Origin of the sequence: Polaribacter ponticola, from assembly GCF_026191475.2 — a bacterium.
In the GTDB taxonomy this organism is placed as follows: Bacteria; Bacteroidota; Bacteroidia; order Flavobacteriales; family Flavobacteriaceae; genus Polaribacter; species Polaribacter ponticola.
In genome coordinates this window covers 2289605-2312578 of sequence record NZ_JAOSLC020000003.1, presented here as the reverse complement: position 1 = coordinate 2312578, position 22974 = coordinate 2289605, and the positions used below count along the sequence as shown (strand labels likewise).

Here is a 22974-nt window from a genome sequence, read left to right as displayed (position 1 = left end):
TCAATGAAACCGAACAGCACATTTTTCTTTTTAATCATTTTGGTTTTATTTTTTTCTTGCAGTTCCCCAACAAAAACAACAAAACAGTTTAGTCTTTTATCCGCAGAAAACACAAACATTCATTTTAAAAATAGGGTTAAAGAGAACCTCTATTTTAATTTTTTAAATTACGCTTACATTTATAATGGTGGTGGCGTTGCTGTTGGAGATATTAATAATGATGGTTTAGATGATATTTACTTTACTTCTAATCAAGAATCGAACAAATTATACCTAAATAATGGCGATTTTGAATTTAAAGACATCACTGTAAAAGCAAAGGTTACTGATGAAATTGGTTGGACTACCGGTGTTACAATGGTAGATATTAATAATGATGGTTGGTTAGATATTTACGTTTGTAAATCGGGTTCTTTACAAAGTCATCAGAATAGAAAAAACAAGTTATTTATCAACCAGAAAAACAATACGTTTAAAGAAAATGCAGCAAGTTATGGTTTAGATCATTTCGGTTTTTCTACACAAGCCTATTTTTTCGATTTTGATACTGATGGCGATTTAGATATGTATTTGGTAAATCATCGTCAAGATTTTAGAAATAATGTAAATCTAGATCCAAGACTTCAAATTACAAAAGAAGAATACAATTCCGATCAATTATTTAGAAATGATGGAACAACCTTTACAAATGTTACCAAGGAAGCAGGGATTTTAAATAAAGCTTGGGGATTAAGTGCTTCTATTGGGGATTTTAACAACGATAATTTACCAGATATTTTTGTAGCAAATGACTTTTTAGAACCCGATTTTTTATACATTAACCAAGGAAACGGAACTTTTAAAGACCAAGCTTTAAAACATTTCAATCACATTTCTTCCAATAGTATGGGTTCTGATTTTGCAGACATTAATAACGATTTAAAACCCGATTTAATTGTTTTAGATATGATGGCAGAAGACCATATTCGTGGTAAAGAAAACATGGCAACCATGAGTATTTCTAATTTTCATCAATTGGTAAATATGGGATATCATCATCAATACATGTCTAATATGTTGCAACTAAATAATGGCAACGGAATGTTTTCTGAAATTGGACAATTAGCAGGAATCGCAAAAACAGATTGGAGTTGGGCACCACTAATTGCAGATTTTGATAATGATGGTTTTAAGGATGTGTTTGTAACAAACGGAATTGAGCATGATTTATCGAATCAGGATTTTAGAAATCAAATGCGAAATAACATTAAAAATCGTAAAAAAGTTTCTCTAGAACAAGCAATTAAAATGATGCCATCTCATAAATTAAGCAATTATATTTATAGAAACAAACAAGATTTAACTTTTGAAAATACATCTAAAAATTGGGGCTTTGAAGCTAAAATTAATTCTAACGGAGCTGTTTATTCAGATTTAGATAATGATGGCGATTTAGATTTAATTGTAAATAACCAAGCAGAAGAAGCTTCTATTTATAAAAACAATGCCACTAAAAACTTTGTAACTGTAGTTTTAAAAGGTACTAAAAAAACATTTTAGGAATTGGCGCAACGGTTACTGTTTTTTCTGAAGAATTAAAACAATCTAAACAACAATATATAAGTAGAGGTTTTCAATCTTCCGTTAGTAATAAATTAAATTTTGGGTTAGGTGAAAATACTAAAATTGATAGTATTCTTGTAGATTGGAAAAATGGGAGATCACAAAAATTATTAAATCAAAAAATAAATTCTACAATTACTATTGATTATAAGGATGCTACTGATAACACAATTGTAAAAAAATCTGAATCGGCATTATTTACCAAAATTAATCCCACAGATATTGGAATTCATTATCATCAAAAAGAAAATAATTTCGATGATTTTAAGCACCAAATATTATTACCGCAAAAACAATCTGAAAGAAGCTCAGCTTTTGCAATTGCTGATATAAATAATGATGGTTTAGAAGATTTTTATGTTGGAAACGCAAAAGGAGAAAAAGCGGCAATGTATATTCAAACTAAAGACGGAAACTTTACAGAAACAAATAAAAAACTTTTTACTATTGATAAAAAATTTGAAGATACAGATGCCAATTTTTTAGATATTGATACTGATGGAGATTTAGATTTATTGGTAACTTCTGGTGGTTATGAGGTTGAAAAAGGTAGTAATTTACTACAAGACAGAATCTATATTAATGATGGAAAAGGAAATTTTAGAAAAGGTGCATTACCAAACATTAAAACCAATTCAAAAGGAATTGCATATGCAGATTATGATAATGATGGTGATCTAGATATTTTTATTGGCGGCAATGTAAAACATGGTCAATATCCTTTAGCTGATAAACCTTATTTTCTTGAGAACAATAACGGAAAATATACCAATGTTATTGATACAAAATTTGATGATATCTCCAATCTAAAAATGATAAATGATGCTCTTTTCTCTGATTTTGATACTGATGGAGATTTAGATTTAATTGTAATTGGAGAATGGATGTCTGTTACTTTTTATGAAAACAAAAGCAATAAATTCTATTTAAAAAATATAGAAGGTGTTACCAATGTTAACGGTTGGTTTCAAACCATAACAGCCGCCGATTTAGACAAAGACGGCAACGTAGATTATATAATTGGTAATTGGGGTAAAAACAATAAATTTCATCCTACCAAAGAGAAACCACTACATATTTATGCAGATTATTTTGATGATAATAAAAGTTTTGACATTGCCTTAAGCAAAGTTTCTAAAACAGGCAATTTATTACCCGTTCGTGGTAAAGAATGTTCTACACAACAAACTCCATTTTTAGGAAAAAAAGTAAAAACATTTGCAGCATTTGCTTCCTCTACAATGCCAGAAATTTATGGATCAGAAAAACTAGAAAAAGCAACTCATTTACAAACACATAGTTTTGCATCAATCATTTTAAAAAACAAAGGAAACGGAAAATTTAAAGTTCAAGAATTACCAAATGAAGCACAGTTTTCTCCAACATTAAGTATAGAAATTACTGATATAAATAATGATGGTTTTCTTGATATTTTCGGAGTTGGAAACATCTCAGAAGCTGAAGTAGAAACCATTAAATATGATGCTTCTAAAGGCTATGTTTTATTAGGAAGTAAGGAAGGAAATTTTTCTTTTTTAAATGACGGAAGTTACTTTAATAACAAGAATGCAAAAGCAATTAAACAAATTACAATTAAAGGTGTTTTACATTTTATTATTCTAAATAAAAACGGAAAATTTACAATCTTAAAATTAAAAAAATAAAGGAATTATAAACTGATAATACAAGATTAATAACACCACAGCAATTATATTTAAAATAACACCTGCTCTAACCATTTCTTTCACTTTTACATAGCCACTTACAAAAACAATTGCGTTTGGTGGCGTTGCCATTGGTAACATAAATGCACAACTAGAAGCCATTGTAACTGGTATTAATAAATTAAGAATAGGAATATTTAACCCAATTGCAATACCAGCAACAACAGGAGCTAAAACAGCAACTAGAGCAACATTACTCATTAACTCCGTCATAAATAACATTAAAACAATTAATAGAGAAACTGTAAATAGTATATTAAAATTACCTGCTGCAATTGTGTCTGTAATTAAAGCGACCAAACCACTAGAAGCCATCCCTTTTGCGAGTGCTAAACCTCCTCCAAAAAGCAGTAAAATTCCCCAAGCTAATTTTTCTGTATCATTCCATTCTAAGATAAAATTTCCTTTTTTGCAATTCATAGGAATTGCAAATAAAGAAACTGCACCAATTAAACTGATAACAGTATCAGACAATTTTAATCCTGGAAATACGCTATTAATAATAGTTCTTGTAATCCATAAAAAAACGGTGATTGCAAAAATAATTAGTACTCTTTTTTCTTCTTTGGATATTTTTCCCAGCTTTTTAATTTCTTCTGATATTAAATTTGCTGATGATGTAAATACAATTCCTTTGCAAGGAAACATCCATTTTACCAATACAAAATACACTGCAGTTATTATTAGTATTGAAAAAGGCAAACCAAAACTCATCCATGTTAAAAAGGAGATTTGAATGTTATATTGATTTTCTAACAAACCTATTAAAACTGAGTTTGGTGGTGTACCAATAACGGTTGCAATTCCGCCTGCATTTGCTGCAAAAGCGATTCCTAACATTATGCTTAATGCAAAATTTTTATCGCCTTTTGTAAATCCGTCTTTGTCATCTATTAATAGTTTTATAACAGATATTGCTATTGGTAACATAACCACTGTAGACGCTGTATTGCTAATCCACATGCTCATAAAAGCAGTTGCCAACATAAAACCCAACACCACTTTTTCTGGTGTTGTACCTGTCAACTTTACAATATTTAAAGCGATTCTTTTATGTAAGTTTACTTTCTCTAAAGCCAACGCCAATACAAAACCACCAAAGAATAAAAAGATAATTGGACTTCCATAATTTGCGCCAACATCTGCAATTGGCATTACTTTTAAAAGCGGAAAAAGTATTAATGGTAACAAAGCGGTAACTGCTATGTTTACAGTTTCTGTAATCCACCAAATTACCATCCAAATGGCAACTGCAATTACTGCATCTGCTTTTTGAGATACGAATGTTATTGGTGTAAATTGAATGATGAAAAATAATATTGGACCTAGAAGTAAGCCTATTTTTTTGGTAAGTTGCATTTTAGGTTGATTAAGCTTCTGCAAAATACTAAAAAGTAATCTTTATAAAACATCTCGATACAAATTTGATAAAAAATCAAATTCACTCGATGTAACAGTTTTCTTTAAAAATTCTGAAAGCTGCGTTAAGGATTGAGCGATTTGTTTGAGCTCTTTTTGTTTTTTCAACAAAAAAGCGAGTAGCGAAAGCCTGCTAAAACGCCCAAATAAAAAAACTCCTTCAAAGAAACTGAAATAAATTCAGCTCAAGTGAAAGAGTTTTTTTAAAAATTCTTACAATCTAAAAATGAGATTGCTTCGTCATTACTTCCTCGCAATGACTATAATTTAGTATCTATAATGTTCTGGTTTATAAGGACCTTCTACAGTTACACCAATATAAGAAGCTTGATCTTCTCTTAACTCAGTTAACTCAACACCAATTTTTGCTAAGTGTAATTTTGCTACTTTTTCATCTAAATGTTTTGGTAACATATACACATCGTTTCCGTACGCTTCTTTGTTATTCCAAAGTTCGATTTGCGCTAAAGTCTGGTTTGTAAATGAGTTACTCATTACAAAACTTGGATGACCTGTTGCACAGCCTAAGTTTACTAAACGCCCTTCTGCTAAAACAATAATATCGTTACCAGCAATGTTGTATTTATCAACTTGTGGCTTAATAGTATCTTTTGTATTACCATGATTAGCGTTTAACCAAGCCATGTCAATTTCATTATCGAAATGTCCAATATTACAAACAATTACTTTGTCTTTCATTGCTTCGAAATGACGACCTTGTATAATGTCTTTATTACCTGTAGTTGTAATAATGATATCAGAATTTGCAACAACAGTTTCTAATTTTTTTACTTCAAAACCATCCATTGCAGCTTGTAAAGCACAAATAGGATCAATTTCTGTAACAGTTACAATAGAACCTGCACCTTTAAAAGAAGCTGCTGTACCTTTACCAACATCTCCATAACCACAAACAGTTACACGTTTACCTGCTAACATAATATCTGTTGCTCTACGAATTGCATCTACTGCAGATTCTTTACAACCGTATTTATTATCGAATTTAGATTTAGTTACAGAATCGTTTACGTTAATTGCTGGCATTGGTAAAGTACCTGCCTTTACTCTGTCATACAATCTGTGAACTCCTGTAGTAGTTTCTTCAGATAAACCATTAATTCCAGCAGCTAATTCTGGGTAACGATCTAAAACCATATTTGTTAAATCTCCACCATCATCTAAAATTAAGTTTAATGGCTTTTTGTCTTCTCCAAAGAATAAAGTTTGCTCAATACACCAGTCAAACTCTTCTTCTGTCATGTCTTTCCATGCATATACAGGCGTTCCTGCAGCAGCAATTGCAGCAGCGGCTTGATCTTGTGTAGAAAAAATATTACAAGAACTCCAAGTAACTTCCGCCCCTAAAGCTTGTAAAGTTTCAATTAAAACAGCCGTTTGAATTGTCATGTGTAAACAACCTGCAATTCTAGATCCTGCTAATGGTTGGCTATCTTTATATTCTTCTCTTAAAGACATTAATCCTGGCATTTCTGCTTCTGCCAATTCAATTTCTTTTCTCCCCCAATCAGCCAAAGAAATATCTTTAACTTTAAATGGTACGTATGTAGCGGTTTTTGTGCTCATATTATGTATATTTATATTCTATTTTTTCGAAGTGCAAAGATACTACTTAGATATTTAAAATATATGGCTCTTTACAAAACATTAACGGTTAATAAAACAACAAAGGTATTAATTTGGAAGATTGAAGAATCTTTTAATGATTTAAATACGAACGTTTTACTTACTGATAAAAGTAGAAATCGTTTAAATGGAATGAAATCTGAATTACACCAAAAAGGTTTTTTAAGTGTGCGTCATTTATTAAAAGAAGTTGGTTATTCTGATGCTGATTTAATTTATGATGAGTTTGGAAAACCGCATTTAAAGGATGGAAAATACATTTCTATTACACATTCCTTTACTTTTTCTGGTTTAATAATTTCTGATACTTTACATGTTGGTATTGATATTGAAAAACAGCGTGATAAAATTTTAAAAATAGCACATAAATTTACACCTGTAGAAGAATATAAAACCATTGCAAATCATGATGCTTTAATTAGTAAACTAACCATAGTTTGGGGAGCAAAAGAAAGTTTATACAAAATATATGGAAAGAAAAAATTACTCTTTCTACATCATATTTACGTTGATGATTTTAGATTTGCTGATGAAAAAACTTCTGGAGAAATACGATATAATGGCGAAGAATCTTCATACAATATTCAGTTTTTAGAATTTGAAGGTTTTACCTGTGTATTTGCTTACTAAAATAATTTTTTCCTTACTTAGAAAAGATGCTAATTGTTTTTATAGAACATATAAATCCAGATAGAACGAGAAATTCTAAAATTAAACGTACTTAATAAAAGTACCATTATAAGTACAGAAGCTATTACATATACAAAAGAAAGACCTAATAAAAATCGTAACAAAACTACACTTGCAACCATTTCTGCAACTACAAGAGCATAACTTACAAACATAGCTCCAAAAAAGAAACCTGGTTCTTTTTCAAATTTAAAATTACATGTGTTGCATGTACTATTCATTTTTGGCGCTCTAAAAAACAGAAGGTTTCCTAAATTACTAAAGATATTTCCTTTTTTACAATTAGGACATTTACATTTTAAGACTTGTAGTACACTAGACATATTACTTAATTTAATAATACTGCAAAATTAAGATGTTAAAACAAATTTTAATATATAGTTTACTCGCCAATTTTTGTACTTTTAGGACATCATTATGAAAATACCTGTTTTAAAAATTAATCAGTTTCAAGAATCTGAATCTTTAAAAGATTTCTATATCAATACTTTTTCTAGTCATGTAGCATTAAATAGTAAGTTAATAGTGAAGCCTCACAGTCATAACTTTTACTTATGTGTAATTTTTACTGAAGGATTAGGAAGCCATGAAATTGATTTTAATTCGTACGCTGTACAACCTGGAAAAGTTTTCTTTTTAAAACCAGGGCAAACACATTCTTGGAGTTTTAGTACTAAACCAGAAGGATATATTTTTTTCCATTCGCAAGAATTTTATGAACTAAAGTTTTTAGATCATACGCTTAACTCATTTCCTTTTTATTATTCGAATCAGAATCCGCCTTTATTAGAATTAGATTTTGCTAAAACTAGTAACTTAACTTCTAAATTTGAAGAAATCTATAAAGAGTTTCATCAAAATAACCTTTTAAAAGAATTAAAAATAATAAATCTAATAAATAGTATTTATATCGAATTAACTAGAGCTTACACAGCAAACATGAATACAGAAAAGCTAGTTTCGCATAGTTATTCTATTATTTTAGAAAACTTAGAAAAGCTTATTAATGATAATTTTTACACAGAAAAACTACCAAAATTTTATGCCGATAAATTAAACATAACAACAAAACATTTAAACAGAGTTGTACAAAAAACAATAAATAAAACTACAAATGAACTTATTGCAGAAAGGATTATTTTAGAATCTAAAAGACTAATTATTCATTCTGAAAATAACTTAGCTTCTATATCTGAAATGCTTAACTTTTCTGATTACGGATACTTTTCTCGTTTTTTTAAATTAAAAACTGGTGAAACACCAATTTTTTTAGGAAAAAATATCTTTAATATTATTTGTTTCTCTTTTCTAACAAATAGAAAACCTTAAATTTACAACTTTAAAAAACCTATAATGTCAGAAATTTTCAATTTCCTTTTTGGTCAATATAAAACCTATTCTACTACAGAAACTACTTTAGAAATTATTGCTGTAATTTTTGGTTTTTTATCTGTTTGGTATTCCAAACAAAATAAGGTTTGGGTTTTTCCTACGGGAATGATTAGTACTTCAATTTTTGTATATCTGCTTTTAAAATGGGAACTTTTAGGAGATATGATGATTAACGGTTATTATTTTATAATGAGTGTTTATGGTTGGTATATTTGGACTCGTAAAGTTGATGAAACACATGTTACACAAATTTCTAGAACTACAAAAAAAGAGCAGAAAACATCTATTTATATCTTTTTTACAACACTTATTTTTGTTTTTGTAGTTTATAAAATGTTCGATAAATGGACTTCTTGGGTTGCGTATGCAGATACCATTACAACAGCAATTTTCTTTGTAGGTATGTGGTTAATGGCAAAACGAAAAATAGAAAACTGGCTTTTTTGGATTGCAGGTAACATCATTTCTATACCTTTATATTTTTACAAAGGTTTTACATTTACTAGTTTACAATACTTAGGATTTACATTTATTGCCATATTTGGTTATTTAGCATGGAAAAAAACTTAAACAAAAACCCATTAACATCGTAAAAGTTGTTTTATTTGGTCCTGAATCTACAGGAAAAACAACACTTTCTAAACAATTAGCGCGTTATTACAATACAGTTTGGGCGCCTGAATACGCACGAAAATATCTTCAGAAAAAATGGAATAACGAACGTAAAACTTGTGAAGCTAGTGATTTAATCCCTATTGCAATTGGGCAAATGAAACTAGAAAATACTTTAGCTAAAAAGGCAGATAAAGTACTTATTTGCGATACCGATTTGTTAGAAACTAAAGTATATTCAGAAGAGTTTTATGGTGGTTTTGTTGATGAAAAATTAAACAAAGCTGCAAGCGAAAACCAATATGATTTATATCTATTAACTTATATAGATACGCCTTGGGAAGAAGATGATTTAAGAGACAGACCAGAATTGCGTTTAGAAATGTTTAATGCCTTTGAAGATGCTTTAAAAAAGCACAACAGACCATATATTTTATTAAAAGGAGATAGAGAAACCCGATTAAAAAAAGCAACAGACGCAATTAATAAAATTATATCTGATAAAGAAAATCTACATTCTTTTTCAGATTCTTTACAAGATATAGACATGCATTTTATGCATCAGAATAACGATTTTGGTAATTCTTATGATTATTAAGAAAACATCTTTTTACAATTTTACGAATTACAAAATTACTAGATGTTACAGTATGCAAAACGATAAGTAGAAATAATCCACTATGAATATTGAAACTATTTTAAAAGAAATAAACTTTAAAGCGATTAGAAGTTCTGGTGCTGGAGGACAACATGTAAATAAAACTTCTTCTAAAATTGAACTATCATTTGATTTAGAAAACTCTAATTCTTTATCTTTTAACGAAAAAGAACTTTTAAAATTAAAGCTTTCATCTAAATTAACAAAAGAGAATATTCTTATTTTATTTTGCGAAGAATCTCGTTCTCAACACAGAAATAAAGACATAGCTATAAAACGTTTTATTACCGTTTTAAAAACTAATTTAATTCGCCCAAAAAAAGAAGAGCTACTAAACCTAGTAAAGCTTCTGTTAAAAGGAAAGCAGAAAATAAGAAACGAGTTTCCGTAAAAAAGGCTTTAAGAAAAAAACCAAAGTTAGATTAAACATTAAAAAAGCAAACAAGTTTAGCCCAGATTGAACGGCATGTTTGAGCTCTTTTTTATATTAAACTAAATTAAAAGATATATTCTTAAAAAGAAAATTACCTCTAAAAGTATACAGAAGCAAAATAAATACAACATAAAAAAAGCGAGTAGTGAAAGCTGGAAATAGCTTCTAAAAATAAAATCACTTTTTTGTTTTCTATTAAAAAAATCCAAATTACTTTTGCGCCGTTCTCATAAAGGGGTGCTAATTTTAGTTGGCAGTTTTTAGTTAACAGTTTTCAGTCTCAACAGACTTTACAACTTTTAACTTTCTAAACTTTCAACTTTTTAAGGCTGAGATCATACCCAATGAACCTAGAACAGATAATGCTGTTTAGGGATTTATAACAAAGTCATTACGAAGAATTATTCTGAAGCAATCTTGAGATTACCACGTCGTAAACTCCTCGTAATGACAACTAATTATTCAATATTAATTACAAGAATAATTACCTCTTTTTATTCGTTTTAAATTATTTAAAATGAAAAAAATTACCTTTTTTTATTCTTGTTTGCAAGTATACTTGTAAACGCCCAATCATTTACACTTAAAGGAAAAGTAGTAGATGAAAACAATGAATCTTTACCAGGAGCAACTGTTTTGGTAAAAGAAAACAATACAGGAACTTCTACCAATTTTGATGGTTTGTTCTCTGTAAACCTTAGTAAAGGAAATTATACAATTCAGGTTTCTTTTTTAGGATACAAAACGGTTTCGAAAGAAATTTCCGTATCTAAAAACAAAGAAATAGAGTTTACATTATTCCCAAATGCTACGCTTTTAGACGAAGTTTTAGTAGCTGCAGTTAGAGTAAAAGCAGATGCGCCTGTAACGCATTCTAATCTTACCAAAAAAGAAATTGCAAAACGTAATTTAGGGCAAGACATTCCTGTTTTAATGAACTATTTACCAAACGTAATCTCATCTTCTGATGCTGGTGCTGGTATTGGTTATACGTACATTCGTGTTCGTGGTTCTGATGCTTCTAGAGTAAATGTTACTTTAAACGGTATTCCTTTTAACGATTCTGAAAGTCAGGGTAGTTTTTGGGTAAACTTAGGAGATTTTGCTTCTTCTACACAAAGTTTACAATTACAACGTGGTGTTGGTACATCTACCAACGGTTCTGGTGCTTTTGGTGCAAGTTTAAATATTTTAACGGATGCTATTTCTGAAGATGCTGGTGGAGAAATATCTAACTCTTTTGGTTCTTACAACACAAGAAAACATACTGTAAAATTTACAACAGGTAAAGTAAACGATCATTTTGAATTGGCAGGTCGTGTTTCTAAAATTTATTCTGATGGTTATGTAGACAGAGCTTTTTCTGATTTAAAATCGTACTTTTTACAAGGTAGTTACTCTGATGAAAACACTTTAATTAAAGCCATTGTTTTTGGAGGTAAAGAATATACCTACCAATCTTGGGAAGGTATAGATGCTGCTCAATTAGCAACGGATAGAAGATATAACCCATATACGTATGACAATGAAACAGACAACTACAGTCAAGATCATTATCAACTACACTGGAACGAAAAATTAAACGAAAATTGGTCTACTAATATTGGTTTAAACTACACGAGAGGTTTAGGTTATTACGAACAGTTTAAAGGTGGTAGAGATGCCGCAGATTACGATAATTTAATCGTAGATGGTAGCGATGTAATTGTAGATAGATGGTTAGACAATCATTTTTATGTTTTAAACTTTAATGCTAATTATAAGAATGAAAAAGTAGAAGTTATTTCTGGTTTTTCATCAAACTACTACAAAAACAGTCATTACGGAGAAATTATTTGGGGAAGCGATTTAGCTGCTAACACAAATATTAGAGACCGTTATTATGAGAGTAATTCTAAAAAGTCTGATTTTAGTGTTTTTTCTAAAGCTACTTTTACGCTTTCTGACAATTTTAAAGCTTTTGTAGATTTACAAGGTAGATTTGTAAACTATACAACTAACGGATTAACTTCTGACAGAGATCCTATAAATGTAGATAAAGACTTTAGTTTCTTTAACCCTAAATTAGGTTTAACTTATAAGTTAGATGACAATAACAGTTTTTATACGTCGTATGCAAGAGCAAACAAAGAGCCTAACAGAAACGATTTTGAAGGCGGGATTTCGCAACACGAAAGTTTAGACGATTTCGAATTAGGTTGGAGACTTTCTAATAATAACGTAAAAATAAACACCAATTTGTATTATATGAACTATCAAAATCAGTTAGTATTAACGGGTGCAATAGATCAAAATACAGGAGAGCCTTTACGTGAATCTAGTGGAAAAAGTTATAGATTTGGTTTAGAAATTGATGCAGATATTACACTTTCTGAGCAATTTTCTATATTACCTAATATTTCTTTAAGTAGAAATATGAATAAAGATTTTAATGCAAACGTAGATGGTGTTTTACAAAATTTAGGAAATACGCCAATTACTTTTTCGCCAGATATTGTTTTCGGAAATTCTTTGGTTTACAAACCTTTAGAAAACTTACAAATTGCTTTTTTATCTAAATATGTTGGTAAACAATACATGAGTAATATTAATAGTAAAGTATCTGACTTAGATGTTTTAGAAGGTTTTTTTACTAGTGATTTAAATTTCGTTTACGAATTAGAAACAGATAAAATTTTTAAATCTATTGTATTTACTGCATTGGTAAACAACATCTTTAATAAAGAATATGTAGACAGAGGTTATTATTATACTTATGATGATACTTGGTCTAATCCAGGAACTGCAACAACCGTAGACGGTGCAGGTTTTTACCCACAGGCAACAAGAAATTTTTTAGTGGGTGTTACTTTAAAATTTTAGAAGAAACTTTTTATAAAGTGATAAAAGTCTCAAGTGAAAGCTTGAGATTTTTTTGGTTAAAACTGAGCATATACCAATTGACTTTTTAGTTTAAAAAAACTAACTTAGCTAATATTGAGTATAAGTCGTCTTTATTGTATCTGATTCAATATTAAAAAGACGCTTATCAAAACTCACATTAGCAACTAAAAAGACAAATAGAATGATACAAGAAATAATAAACTCTATATACCCTTTATCTGTCAATTCGCTAAATGAGCTAGAATCACTTGTAGAAATAGAAAATTATCAAAAAGGAGAGATTTTTATTAAAAAAGATAGACCTAACAAAAAAGAATACTTCCTACTCGACGGAATTTGCAAGAGTTTTTTAATAAGTCCGGAAGGTGAAGAGATAACGCTCTCATTCTTTAGTTCGAAAGCAATACTTTCTCCATATAATACCAGAACACAAAAGAAAGCATCAATGCTAAACTTTAAATCGCTAACTAATATTAGTTTAGCAACTATAGGTGCCAAAAAATTTGAAATGTTGATGGTAAACAATCTAAACATTAGAGAATTTGGGAATACTGTCTTACGAACTGAACTATCCAATAAAGTGGATAAAGAAATTGGAATGGCCTCTTTAACCGCAAAAGAAAGACTTCTAAAATTTAGAGAACAATATCCTTTGCTTGAAAACCTAATTCCTCATACAGACATTGCTTCATATCTAGGTATTACAAATATATCTCTTAGCAGACTTAGACGTGAATTAGTACGATAATACGGTTTTATCATTTGTTAATGAAAATAGTAACGAACTATATCATCTTTGTATAAACATTAAAATATGCAAATGATAAAAATTACATTCATAATTATGGCCATAATGTTGAGTGTAACTTGCAATTCTCAAACAAGAAAAATGAACCAAATTGATACTATTTTAACTAAACAAATTCATAAAAATAAAACTCCTTCTGTTCAGTATTTTATTTTTAATCAAGACACTATCATACATAAATTTCTAGGAGGATTTGCAGACATAAAAAACAATAAGAAGACATCTAAAACCACTACTTATAATCTATATTCTATAACTAAAACATTTACAGCTTTAGCTATTTTACAATTAGCAGAACAGAAAAAAATTGATATAGAACAACCTGTAATTACTTACTTACCAAATTTTCCTTATTCATCTAGGATTACCGTACGTCAATTATTAAATCACTCAAGTGGCATTCCTAATCCAATACCTTTAAGTTGGATTCATCTAACAGATGAGCACAAGCTATTTGACAGAAACTACTTTTTTAACCAAATCTTTACCTCAAACAAAAAGACAAAATCAGGTCCAAATGAAAAATATACATATTCAAATCTTGGTTATGTACTTCTTGGTCGTCTAATTGAAAATATTTCGGGAATTTCTTATGAAGAATATATTCGTGTAAATATTTTAGAAATATTAGGTATTAAGAATGAAGAAATGGATTTTACTATAAGCAATTTTAAACAGCATGCAAAAGGGTATCATAAAAAATACAGTTTTTCAAATGCTATTTTGGGCTTTATGATAGACAAATCTAAATTTATGAATACAACTCAAGGGAAATGGAATTCATTTAATAATTTCTATGTTAATGGTGCTCCTTACGGAGGTTTAGTTGGAAATTCTACTGCTTTAGTGAAATACGGACAAGAATTATTAAAGCCTAATTGTAGGTTAATAAAAGAAGAATACAAGAAAATGCTTTTTACAGAAAACTTTACAAAAAGTAGCAAACCTACTGGAATGTGTTTATCATGGTTTAGTGGGAAATTGGGCGAAAATAAGTATGTAACACATGCAGGAGGTGGTGGTGGCTATTACTGCGAAATAAGAATTTATCCAGATAAAGGAATTGGAAGTATAATTATGTTTAATCGAACAGGAATGAGTGATGAAAGATTTTTAGATATGTTGGATAAATATGTACTAAATCAATAAAAATCAGAAAGTAAAACTGTATTCAAAATCATAGCTGCTTATCTACTAATTATGATATTGATACTCATAAAAAAAGCGAGTATTAAGCTCGCTTTTTTTATGAATCTATTCGACCTACAGCACAACTAACAAAAGATTTTGCTTTATGTACAATGGTATTTTTATCACCAACTTCTGGGTATCCTAATTTAGATAATTTATCTTTTACAATTTCTAAATTATCATTATCTGAAGTTATAGAAACTATAGATTTTTCTACATCTACAGTTACTTCTTCAATAGCATCTATACTTAATAATCCTTTTTTAATGGTTGCTGCACAACCACCACACTTTAAATTTTCTATACGAATATCTGTTGTCATAATTTTTATTTTTCTTGCTTCCATTTATTATATCCACCTAAAACATTATAGACTTTATAACCTTTGTCTTGTAATATTTTTGCAGATTTACCACTTCTATTTCCGCTTCTACAGTATAAATAAACAGGCTTTGTTTTATCTAATTGCTTAGAAACTCTTGTGTAAAAGTTAGCATCAAAATAGTTGGCAAACTTTGCTGTTTCTATAAAACCTGCTTTTACTTCTTTAGGTGTTCTAACGTCTATTAATTGAACATCTCCTTTTTTTAATATCTCTTTTAATTCTGATGTAGAAATTGTATTAACACCTTCTTGAGAACTACAATTGATAAAAAAGAAACTCATCAATAGAAGAGAGAAAATATTTTTCATTTCGTTTATTTTAATGTTGATGGGCAAACGGCTACATCAGTTCTTTTAATTCCTGTATTTCTAATAGCAGCATAACCGCCAGCAACATCAATTACATTATGAAAACCACGTGCTTTTAAAATTGAAGCTGCAATTACAGAACGATAACCACCAGCACAATGCACATAAAAATCTCCTTTTTTAGGAAACTCAGAAATATGGTTATTTAAAAAATCTAAAGGTATACTTGGTACATTTTCTATATGCTCATTTTCATATTCACCCGGTTTTCTAACATCAAAAACAATAGCTTTTTCATTTATTTTTTGTTCTAATACATCTGCAGAAACAGAAGTTAACGTATCAATTTCTTTACCTGATTTCTTCCAAGAATCAAAACTACCATCTAAATACCCTAATACATTATCAAAACCAACTCTAGACAAACGTGTTATTGTTGTTTCTTCTTCTCCAACAGGTGTAATAAGTAATATTGGTTGTGTAATGTCTTTTATTAAGGCGCCAACCCAAGGTGCGAATGTACCTCCTAAACCTATAAAAATAGATTGAGGAATAAATCCTTTTATAAATTCAAACTGATGACGAACATCTAAAACAATAGCATCCGTTTCATTTGCAATTAATTCAAATTCTGCAACAGTAAGAGGTTTTTTAGAACCTACAACAATCTCATCTAATGATTTATAACCTTCTTTATTTAATTTTACGTTTAAAGGAAAGTAAGCAGGCGGTGGTAATAAGCCGTCTGTAACTTCTTTAATAAATTCTTCTTTGGTCATATCTGCTCTTAAAGCATAATTGGTTTTTTTCTGATTACCAATTGTACCAACAGTTTCTTTACTTAGGTTTTTACCACAAGCAGAACCGGCACCGTGTGCAGGATAAACAATAACATCATCTGCTAAAGGCATTATTTTATTACGTAAACTATCAAACAAAAAACCTGCTAAATCTTTTTCAGTCACTGCTCCTTTTTGAGCAAGATCTGGTCTACCAACATCTCCAAGGAACAACGTATCTCCACTAAAAATTGCATGGTTATTTCCATTCTTATCTTTTAATAAATAACAGCTACTTTCCATTGTATGACCTGGAGTATGTAAAACTGTAATTGTAATATCACCTACTTTAAAAACCTGATTATCATTCGCAATAATTGCATCGAAATTTGTTTTTGCAGAAGGGCCAAACACTATTTTTGCATCCGTTTTTTCTGCTAAGGTAACATGACCGCTTACAAAATCTGCATGGAAATGAGTTTCGAAAATATATTTAATTTTAGCATTATTCTTAGCTGCTTTATCTATATAATCTTGTACTTCTCTTAATGGATCTATAATTGCTACTTCTCCATTACTCTCTATATAATAGGCTCCTTGTGCTAAACAACCTGTGTAAATTTGTTCTATAATCATATTCTAAAATACTTCGTTTAAACTGCTAAAATTACATTTAGTTTTATCTGTATAAAATGATATTTATCAATTAGATTCCTAATTACTTGTATGCTTGATGTATATATTTTGCATACTTTTCTTGATGTTTTCTATCGCCAGTTTTATAAAATTTTACTGCTTGATTAGATTTCATAAAAAAGTGATTGATATCTATAATTTCTAAAATACCACTTCTAAAAAAATCATCTCTTACAGGACCTTTTACACCTGCAAAATAAAAAACTACTCCTTTTTTCTTATAGTACTTAATGCGCTCTTTTAACATTTCTACACCTGTACTATCTACTCTATTAATGCTCTCTGCATCTAATACTATCAATTTTAATGCCTTTCCTTTATTTGCTGCCATTTCGTCTAAGTTATCTCTAAAATAACTTGAATTTGCATAAAAAATTTGTGCATCAAACCTAAAAACTAAAATATCATCATCAATAATTACTTCTTCGAAACGGTTTTTATTTCTATAAAAGTTAGAGTTGGGTACTTTTCCTAATTCTGTAACATAAGGCCTAGAAGTTCTAAATATTAAAACTATTAGAGATAAACCTACACCAACCATAATACCATATTCTATACCTAAAAATAAAGTTGCAATAAATGTAGAAAGCATTAACCAGAAATCTAAATTATTAGCTTTCCATAAAAAAGCTGCTTCTTTAAAATTAACCAAACCAAAAACAGCCACTATAATAATGGCAGCTAATACGGCTTTTGGTAAATGATAAAATAATGGTGTTAAAAACAATAACGTAATTATTACCATTACTACAGATATTAAAGCAGCCATTCCTGTTTTAGCTCCACTTTCTTGATTGATAGCAGATCTAGAAAAGCTTGAAGTAGTTGGATATGCTTTAAAAAATGAGCCAACCATATTACTTAACCCTAACGCTATTAATTCTTGATTGGGTCTTATTCTATATTCATCTTGTTTTGCTTCTAAAGATTTACCTATAGAAATAGTTTCTAAATAACCAACCATAACAAGTGTTAATGCAATTGGTAATAACTCTCTCATTTGATCTAAATCAAGCTCTGGAACGCCAAAAAAAGGTAACCCAGAAGGAACGTCTTTAACAATAGAAACATCGTTTAAGTTTTTCCCGAAATATTTCATAATAATAATTCCAAGGATAACAACAATTAAGGCGTTTGGTATTTTTTTATTGATTTTTCTAAAAACAATAATAATAACTACAGAAATAAATCCGATAACTGTTGTATGTTTATTAAACGTGGAAATCTGCATCCATATATCTTCCACTACAAATTGAATTTGATCGCTCTGAACAAAATCTACTCCAAATAAATTTCTAAATTGATTGAATCCTATAATTAGAGCAACTGCAGATGTAAAACCTGTTATAACTGGTTTAGATAAAAAATTAACAATAAATCCAAGGCTAAAAACGCCCATTATAAACTGAATACCACCAACCATTAAAGCCAGTAAAATAGCAATAGAAATATAACTTTCAGAACCTGCTAAGGCCAAAGTAGAAACACCTGTTGCAACAATTAGAGAGTCCATTGCTACAGGACCTATTGCTACTTGTCTAGAAGATCCGAAAATAGCATACATTATTTGTGGTACTAATGCACAATACAAACCATAAATTGGTGGCAAACCTGCAATAAGTGCATAGGCTATACCTTGTGGAATTAAAATAATACCTACAGTTATACCAGCAACTAAATCACCTTTAAAAAGTGAAGTGTTGTAGTTAGGTAACCATTCTAATATTGGTATAATTTTTTTATTTTCATTTTTATAGTTAGTAACTATTCTTAAATAAAGCTACTAATTTAATGCATCTATTAAAATAATTCTCCTTGATTTCTTCCTTTTGTTTTTCCTAAATGAGTATATGCTAATTCTGTAACTTCTCTACCTCTTGGGGTTCTCATAATAAACCCTTGTTGAATTAAAAAAGGTTCATATACTTCTTCGATTGTCTCAGTATTTTCAGATACAGCAGTTGCGATTGTACTCAATCCTACAGGACCACCTTTAAACTTATCAATAATAGTTTCTAAAATTTTATTATCCATTTCATCTAAACCATGAGCATCGACATTTAAAGCTTTTAAAGCATATTTTGCAATTTCTATCGTAATAGAACCATCACCTTTTATCTGTGCAAAATCACGAACTCTACGTAGCAATGCATTTGCAATTCTTGGTGTTCCTCTACTTCTACCTGCAATTTCAATGGCAGCTTCCATAGAGATAGGCACTCCTAAAATATGAGAACTTCTTTGAATGATTGTTGTTAATAACTCCGTTTTATAATAATGCAATCTACTACTAATACCAAAACGAGCACGCATTGGTGCTGTAAGTAAACCAGAACGAGTTGTGGCACCAATTAAAGTAAACGGTTCTAAATTGATTTGAACAGTTCTAGCATTTGGGCCAGATTCAATCATAATATCAATTTTATAATCTTCCATTGCTGAATATAAATATTCTTCAACAATAGGACTTAAACGATGAATTTCATCTATAAATAAAACATCGCGTTCATCTAAATTTGTAAGTAAACCTGCTAAGTCTCCAGGTTTGTCTAATACAGGCCCAGAAGTAACTTTAATACCAACTTCTAATTCATTAGCTAAAATGTGAGCTAATGTAGTTTTCCCTAATCCTGGAGGACCATGAAACAATGTATGATCTAAAGCTTCATCTCTTTGGTTTGCAGCCTCAACAAAAACTTTTAAGTTTTCTAATGCTTGATCTTGACCCGTAAAATCATCAAAAGAAAGAGGACGTAATTTTTTTTCAACGTCTAAATCTTCATTTGATAAATTAGTGTTTTCAGGATTCAAGTTTTCATTCATACAACAAAGATAATAGATTTATGATGATAAAATAAGGTTCTTAAAAAGCAAAAAAAGCCTTTCCGAATTGGAAAGGCTTTTTATATAAGTTATACTTTACTAAGATGGTTCTTCACCATCTAATAAAGGTGTAGTTTGTAATACATAATCCTGACCGTGTAAATAATCACTATCATCATCGTTAGCATCTACTCTTTTACTATAATCATAAGCCCATCTATGAACTTCTGGTATTTTTCCAGGCCAATTTCCATGAATGTGTTCCACAGGAGTTGTCCATTCTAAAGTATTAGATTTCCAAGGATTTTGAGTTGCTTTAGCTCCTCTATAAATTGAAATAAAGAAGTTTGCAATAAAAATAATTTGAGCTATTCCTCCAACTAATGCGAAAATTGTTATTACTTTATTAACATCAGCTAAATCGTCAAACATCGGAAAAGCTGTATTAGAATAATATCTTCTAGGTAAACCTGCTAAACCAATAAAATGCATTGGCCAGAATACACCATAAGCACAAATTATACTAATCCAAAAGTGCCAGTAACCCATTGTTTTGTTCATCATTCTACCATACATTTTAGGAAACCAGTGATATACACCAGCAAACATACCGAAGATTGCAGAAACACCCATTACTAAGTGGAAATGTGCAACAACAAAATACGTATCATGAATAGCAATATCTAAAGCTGAATCTCCTAAAACTAATCCTGTTAAACCACCAGTTACAAATGTTGAAACTAATCCAATAGAAAATAACATTGCAGGGTTTAATTGCAAATTACCTTTCCATAGTGTAGTAATATAATTAAATGCTTTTACAGCAGAAGGAATCGCAATTAATAATGTTGTAAATGTAAATACAGATCCTAAGAAAGGATTCATTCCTGAAATAAACATATGGTGACCCCAAACAATTGTAGATAAGAATGCAATTGCCATAATAGACATAACCATTGCTCTATATCCGAAAATTGGTTTTCTAGAGTTTGTAGATATGATTTCTGATGTAATACCTAAAGCGGGTATTAATACAATATATACTTCTGGGTGACCTAAGAACCAAAATAGGTGTTCAAATAATACTGGAGAACCACCTTGGTAATGTAAAACCTCTCCTGATATAAAAATATCTGATAAGTAAAAAGATGTACCAAAACTTCTATCAAAAATTAATAATAAAGCTGCTGATAATAATACTGGGAAAGAAACTACACCAATAATTGCAGTGATAAAGAAAGCCCACATTGTAAGTGGTAATCTTGTCATTTTCATCCCTTTAGTTCTTAAATTAAATATTGTAACAATATAATTTAAAGATCCAATTAAAGAAGAAGCAATAAAAATAGCCATAGAAACTAACCATAATGTCATACCTGCACCAGATCCTGGAATTGCTTCAGGTAATGCACTTAAAGGTGGGTAAATTGTCCATCCTGCTGATGCTGGTCCTGCTTCTACAAATAATGATATTACCATAATTACACTTGACAAAAAGAATAACCAATAAGAAATCATATTCAAAAAACCAGATGCCATATCTCTAGCACCAATTTGCAATGGAATTAATAAGTTTGAAAATGTACCACTTAATCCTGCAGTAAGTACAAAGAATACCATAATAGTACCATGTATAGTAACTAATGCTAAGTACATATCTGGGTTCATTACTCCATCTGTTTGATGAGGTCCTAAAAAAGCTTCAACGATAGAAAAAGATTTTTCTGGCCATGCAATTTGCAAACGGAATAACATAGACATTAGCACACCAATGATTCCCATAATCATACCAGTTACTAAGAACTGCTTAGAAATCATTTTATGATCTTGACTAAAAATGTATTTTGTTACAAATGTTTCTTTATGATGATGTTCTGACATAATCTATTTATTTGTAGTATCTTAATTTAATTATTTAATAACAGTAGCTAAAGTAGGTTGTTCTGCAATCCACTTATCATATTCTTCTTGTTCTACAACAGTAATTTTCATTTGCATGTTGTAATGTGATGCTCCACAGATTTTATTACATAGTAACAAATAATCAAACTCGTAAAGATCTTCACCTTTAGCTTTTCTTATTTTATTAATACCTGCAGTTTTTGCAATTACTTCTGATTGTTGTCTCATCTCCTCAGTAGTAAATTTAGGTGTAAAACCAAATTCAGTTACCATACCAGGTACACAATTCATTTGTGCTCTAAAGTGAGGCATATAAGCTGAGTGTAATACATCTTGAGATCTAAACTTAAAGTGAACTTTCTTTCCTTTGGGTAAATACAATTCTGTAACTTGCTTATCGTCTTGTGAATTTTTATCATTCATATCAACTCCAATAGAATTAATACCTTTAATGTAGTTTACATTACCTAAGCCTAAAGTATTGTCTTCACCAGCATAACGTGCTTGCCAATCGAATTGTCTTGCATAGACTTCAATTACTACTGCATCGTCTTCATCAGATAAATCCATTACATTATTCCATTGCCATAATCCATAACTTACTAAAACAACTAGAACAGCAGAAGGTATTATAGTCCAAATAATTTCTAATTTATGACTATCGGCATAAAATTTAGCTTTTCTATTTTTATTTCCTTTATACTTATATGTAAAAAAGAAAATTAAAAACTGCATGATAAATTGTACAATACCAATTAACCAAAATGTAATGTTAAATAAATTATCATCATGTTCTCCTTCAATTGAAGCAGATTCTGGTAACATTAATACGTTCATAGCAATTAAGCAGTAAATCATAATTGCATAGAAAAACACCATAAATAATATTGAGTTTCTCCCTTGTTTTGTATTGTCTTCGTCTGTAGCAATAACACTTCTAAAATCCATGATTCTAGTAATCTGCCAAAAACTTACACCTATTGCAACACCTATAAAAATATAAAATAGAGCTAGCATATATATCT

General features: G+C 29.7%; 19 protein-coding genes and 1 pseudogene. 10 read left to right on the top strand and 10 right to left on the bottom strand.

Translation table 11 applies throughout. The annotated features are described in order from the left end of the window. Window positions 1-3 precede the first annotated feature (3 nt). Together N5A56_RS15660 and N5A56_RS15655 are read left to right on the top strand one after the other, a co-directional pair. Window positions 4-1539, top strand: a complete 1536-nt coding sequence (locus N5A56_RS15660; RefSeq protein ID WP_274270541.1) for an FG-GAP repeat domain-containing protein — start codon at window positions 4-6, stop codon at window positions 1537-1539. Then, window positions 1533-3266, top strand: coding sequence for an FG-GAP-like repeat-containing protein (locus N5A56_RS15655; protein WP_337994857.1), 1734 nt, complete (start codon window positions 1533-1535; stop codon window positions 3264-3266). The genes N5A56_RS15660 and N5A56_RS15655 overlap by 7 nt, the downstream gene beginning before the upstream one ends. On the opposite strand, the gene N5A56_RS15650 is transcribed toward N5A56_RS15655, so the two are convergent. Beyond that, the gene (locus N5A56_RS15650; protein ID WP_265726509.1) at window positions 3255-4685 is read right to left on the bottom strand and encodes an SLC13 family permease; all 1431 of its coding nucleotides are present in this window, start codon (window positions 4683-4685) and stop codon (window positions 3255-3257) included. The genes N5A56_RS15655 and N5A56_RS15650 overlap by 12 nt on opposite strands. Window positions 4686-5012: 327 nt before the next feature. Further along, entirely contained in the window at window positions 5013-6329 is a 1317-nt protein-coding gene (gene ahcY / locus N5A56_RS15645; protein ID WP_265726510.1) for an adenosylhomocysteinase, read from the bottom strand. A 63-nt stretch (window positions 6330-6392) separates the two neighbouring features. Between ahcY and N5A56_RS15640 the strand changes: the two genes are divergently transcribed. Then, the gene (locus N5A56_RS15640) at window positions 6393-7019 is read left to right on the top strand and encodes a 4'-phosphopantetheinyl transferase family protein (protein ID WP_265726511.1); all 627 of its coding nucleotides are present in this window, start codon (window positions 6393-6395) and stop codon (window positions 7017-7019) included. Window positions 7020-7048: 29 nt separating this feature from the next. Here N5A56_RS15640 and N5A56_RS15635 read toward each other — a convergent pair whose 3' ends face one another. Continuing rightward, the gene (locus N5A56_RS15635) at window positions 7049-7402 is read right to left on the bottom strand and encodes a DUF983 domain-containing protein (RefSeq protein ID WP_265726512.1); all 354 of its coding nucleotides are present in this window, start codon (window positions 7400-7402) and stop codon (window positions 7049-7051) included. Between the two features lie 94 nt (window positions 7403-7496). On the opposite strand from N5A56_RS15635, the gene N5A56_RS15630 reads away from it, so the two are divergent. From N5A56_RS15630 to N5A56_RS15600, 7 genes and pseudogenes are all read left to right on the top strand, one after another. Then, the gene (locus N5A56_RS15630) at window positions 7497-8408 is read left to right on the top strand and encodes a helix-turn-helix domain-containing protein (RefSeq protein WP_265726513.1); all 912 of its coding nucleotides are present in this window, start codon (window positions 7497-7499) and stop codon (window positions 8406-8408) included. Window positions 8409-8432: 24 nt separating this feature from the next. Continuing rightward, window positions 8433-9041 (top strand): nicotinamide riboside transporter PnuC, encoded by a 609-nt coding sequence (gene pnuC, locus N5A56_RS15625; RefSeq protein WP_274270540.1) that lies wholly within the window; start codon window positions 8433-8435, stop codon window positions 9039-9041. A gap of 10 nt (window positions 9042-9051) precedes the next feature. Continuing rightward, on the top strand, window positions 9052-9681 hold the full coding sequence (locus N5A56_RS15620; RefSeq protein WP_274270599.1) for an ATP-binding protein: 630 nt from the start codon (window positions 9052-9054) through the stop codon (window positions 9679-9681). Between the two features lie 82 nt (window positions 9682-9763). Continuing rightward, window positions 9764-10167: pseudogene (gene arfB / locus N5A56_RS15615) on the top strand (alternative ribosome rescue aminoacyl-tRNA hydrolase ArfB). A gap of 550 nt (window positions 10168-10717) precedes the next feature. Beyond that, window positions 10718-13036, top strand: a complete 2319-nt coding sequence (locus N5A56_RS15610) for a TonB-dependent receptor (RefSeq protein WP_274270539.1) — start codon at window positions 10718-10720, stop codon at window positions 13034-13036. Between the two features lie 202 nt (window positions 13037-13238). Then, a complete protein-coding gene (locus N5A56_RS15605) occupies window positions 13239-13805 on the top strand; it encodes a Crp/Fnr family transcriptional regulator (RefSeq protein WP_265726517.1) in 567 nt (188 codons plus the stop codon). A gap of 72 nt (window positions 13806-13877) precedes the next feature. Further along, window positions 13878-15014, top strand: coding sequence for a serine hydrolase domain-containing protein (locus N5A56_RS15600; RefSeq protein WP_274270538.1), 1137 nt, complete (start codon window positions 13878-13880; stop codon window positions 15012-15014). A gap of 97 nt (window positions 15015-15111) precedes the next feature. Here N5A56_RS15600 and N5A56_RS15595 read toward each other — a convergent pair whose 3' ends face one another. The 7 genes from N5A56_RS15595 to N5A56_RS15565 form a co-directional block, all read right to left on the bottom strand. Beyond that, the gene (locus N5A56_RS15595; protein WP_265726519.1) at window positions 15112-15378 is read right to left on the bottom strand and encodes a heavy-metal-associated domain-containing protein; all 267 of its coding nucleotides are present in this window, start codon (window positions 15376-15378) and stop codon (window positions 15112-15114) included. A gap of 5 nt (window positions 15379-15383) precedes the next feature. Continuing rightward, a complete protein-coding gene (locus N5A56_RS15590) occupies window positions 15384-15749 on the bottom strand; it encodes a rhodanese-like domain-containing protein (RefSeq protein WP_265726520.1) in 366 nt (121 codons plus the stop codon). 5 nt (window positions 15750-15754) lie between these two features. Beyond that, complete coding sequence (locus N5A56_RS15585; protein WP_265726521.1) at window positions 15755-17164, bottom strand: MBL fold metallo-hydrolase; 1410 nt, start codon at window positions 17162-17164, stop codon at window positions 15755-15757. An 82-nt stretch (window positions 17165-17246) separates the two neighbouring features. Then, window positions 17247-18950: a SulP family inorganic anion transporter gene (locus N5A56_RS15580; protein WP_274270598.1), complete on the bottom strand. Its 1704-nt coding sequence runs from the start codon at window positions 18948-18950 to the stop codon at window positions 17247-17249. 74 nt (window positions 18951-19024) lie between these two features. After that, window positions 19025-20047: a Holliday junction branch migration DNA helicase RuvB gene (gene ruvB, locus N5A56_RS15575; RefSeq protein ID WP_265726522.1), complete on the bottom strand. Its 1023-nt coding sequence runs from the start codon at window positions 20045-20047 to the stop codon at window positions 19025-19027. Between the two features lie 99 nt (window positions 20048-20146). Next, window positions 20147-21928: a cytochrome c oxidase subunit I gene (locus tag N5A56_RS15570; RefSeq protein WP_265726523.1), complete on the bottom strand. Its 1782-nt coding sequence runs from the start codon at window positions 21926-21928 to the stop codon at window positions 20147-20149. A gap of 30 nt (window positions 21929-21958) precedes the next feature. Further along, entirely contained in the window at window positions 21959-22966 is a 1008-nt protein-coding gene (locus tag N5A56_RS15565; protein WP_265726524.1) for a cytochrome c oxidase subunit II, read from the bottom strand. Between the last annotated feature and the right edge of the window lie 8 nt (window positions 22967-22974).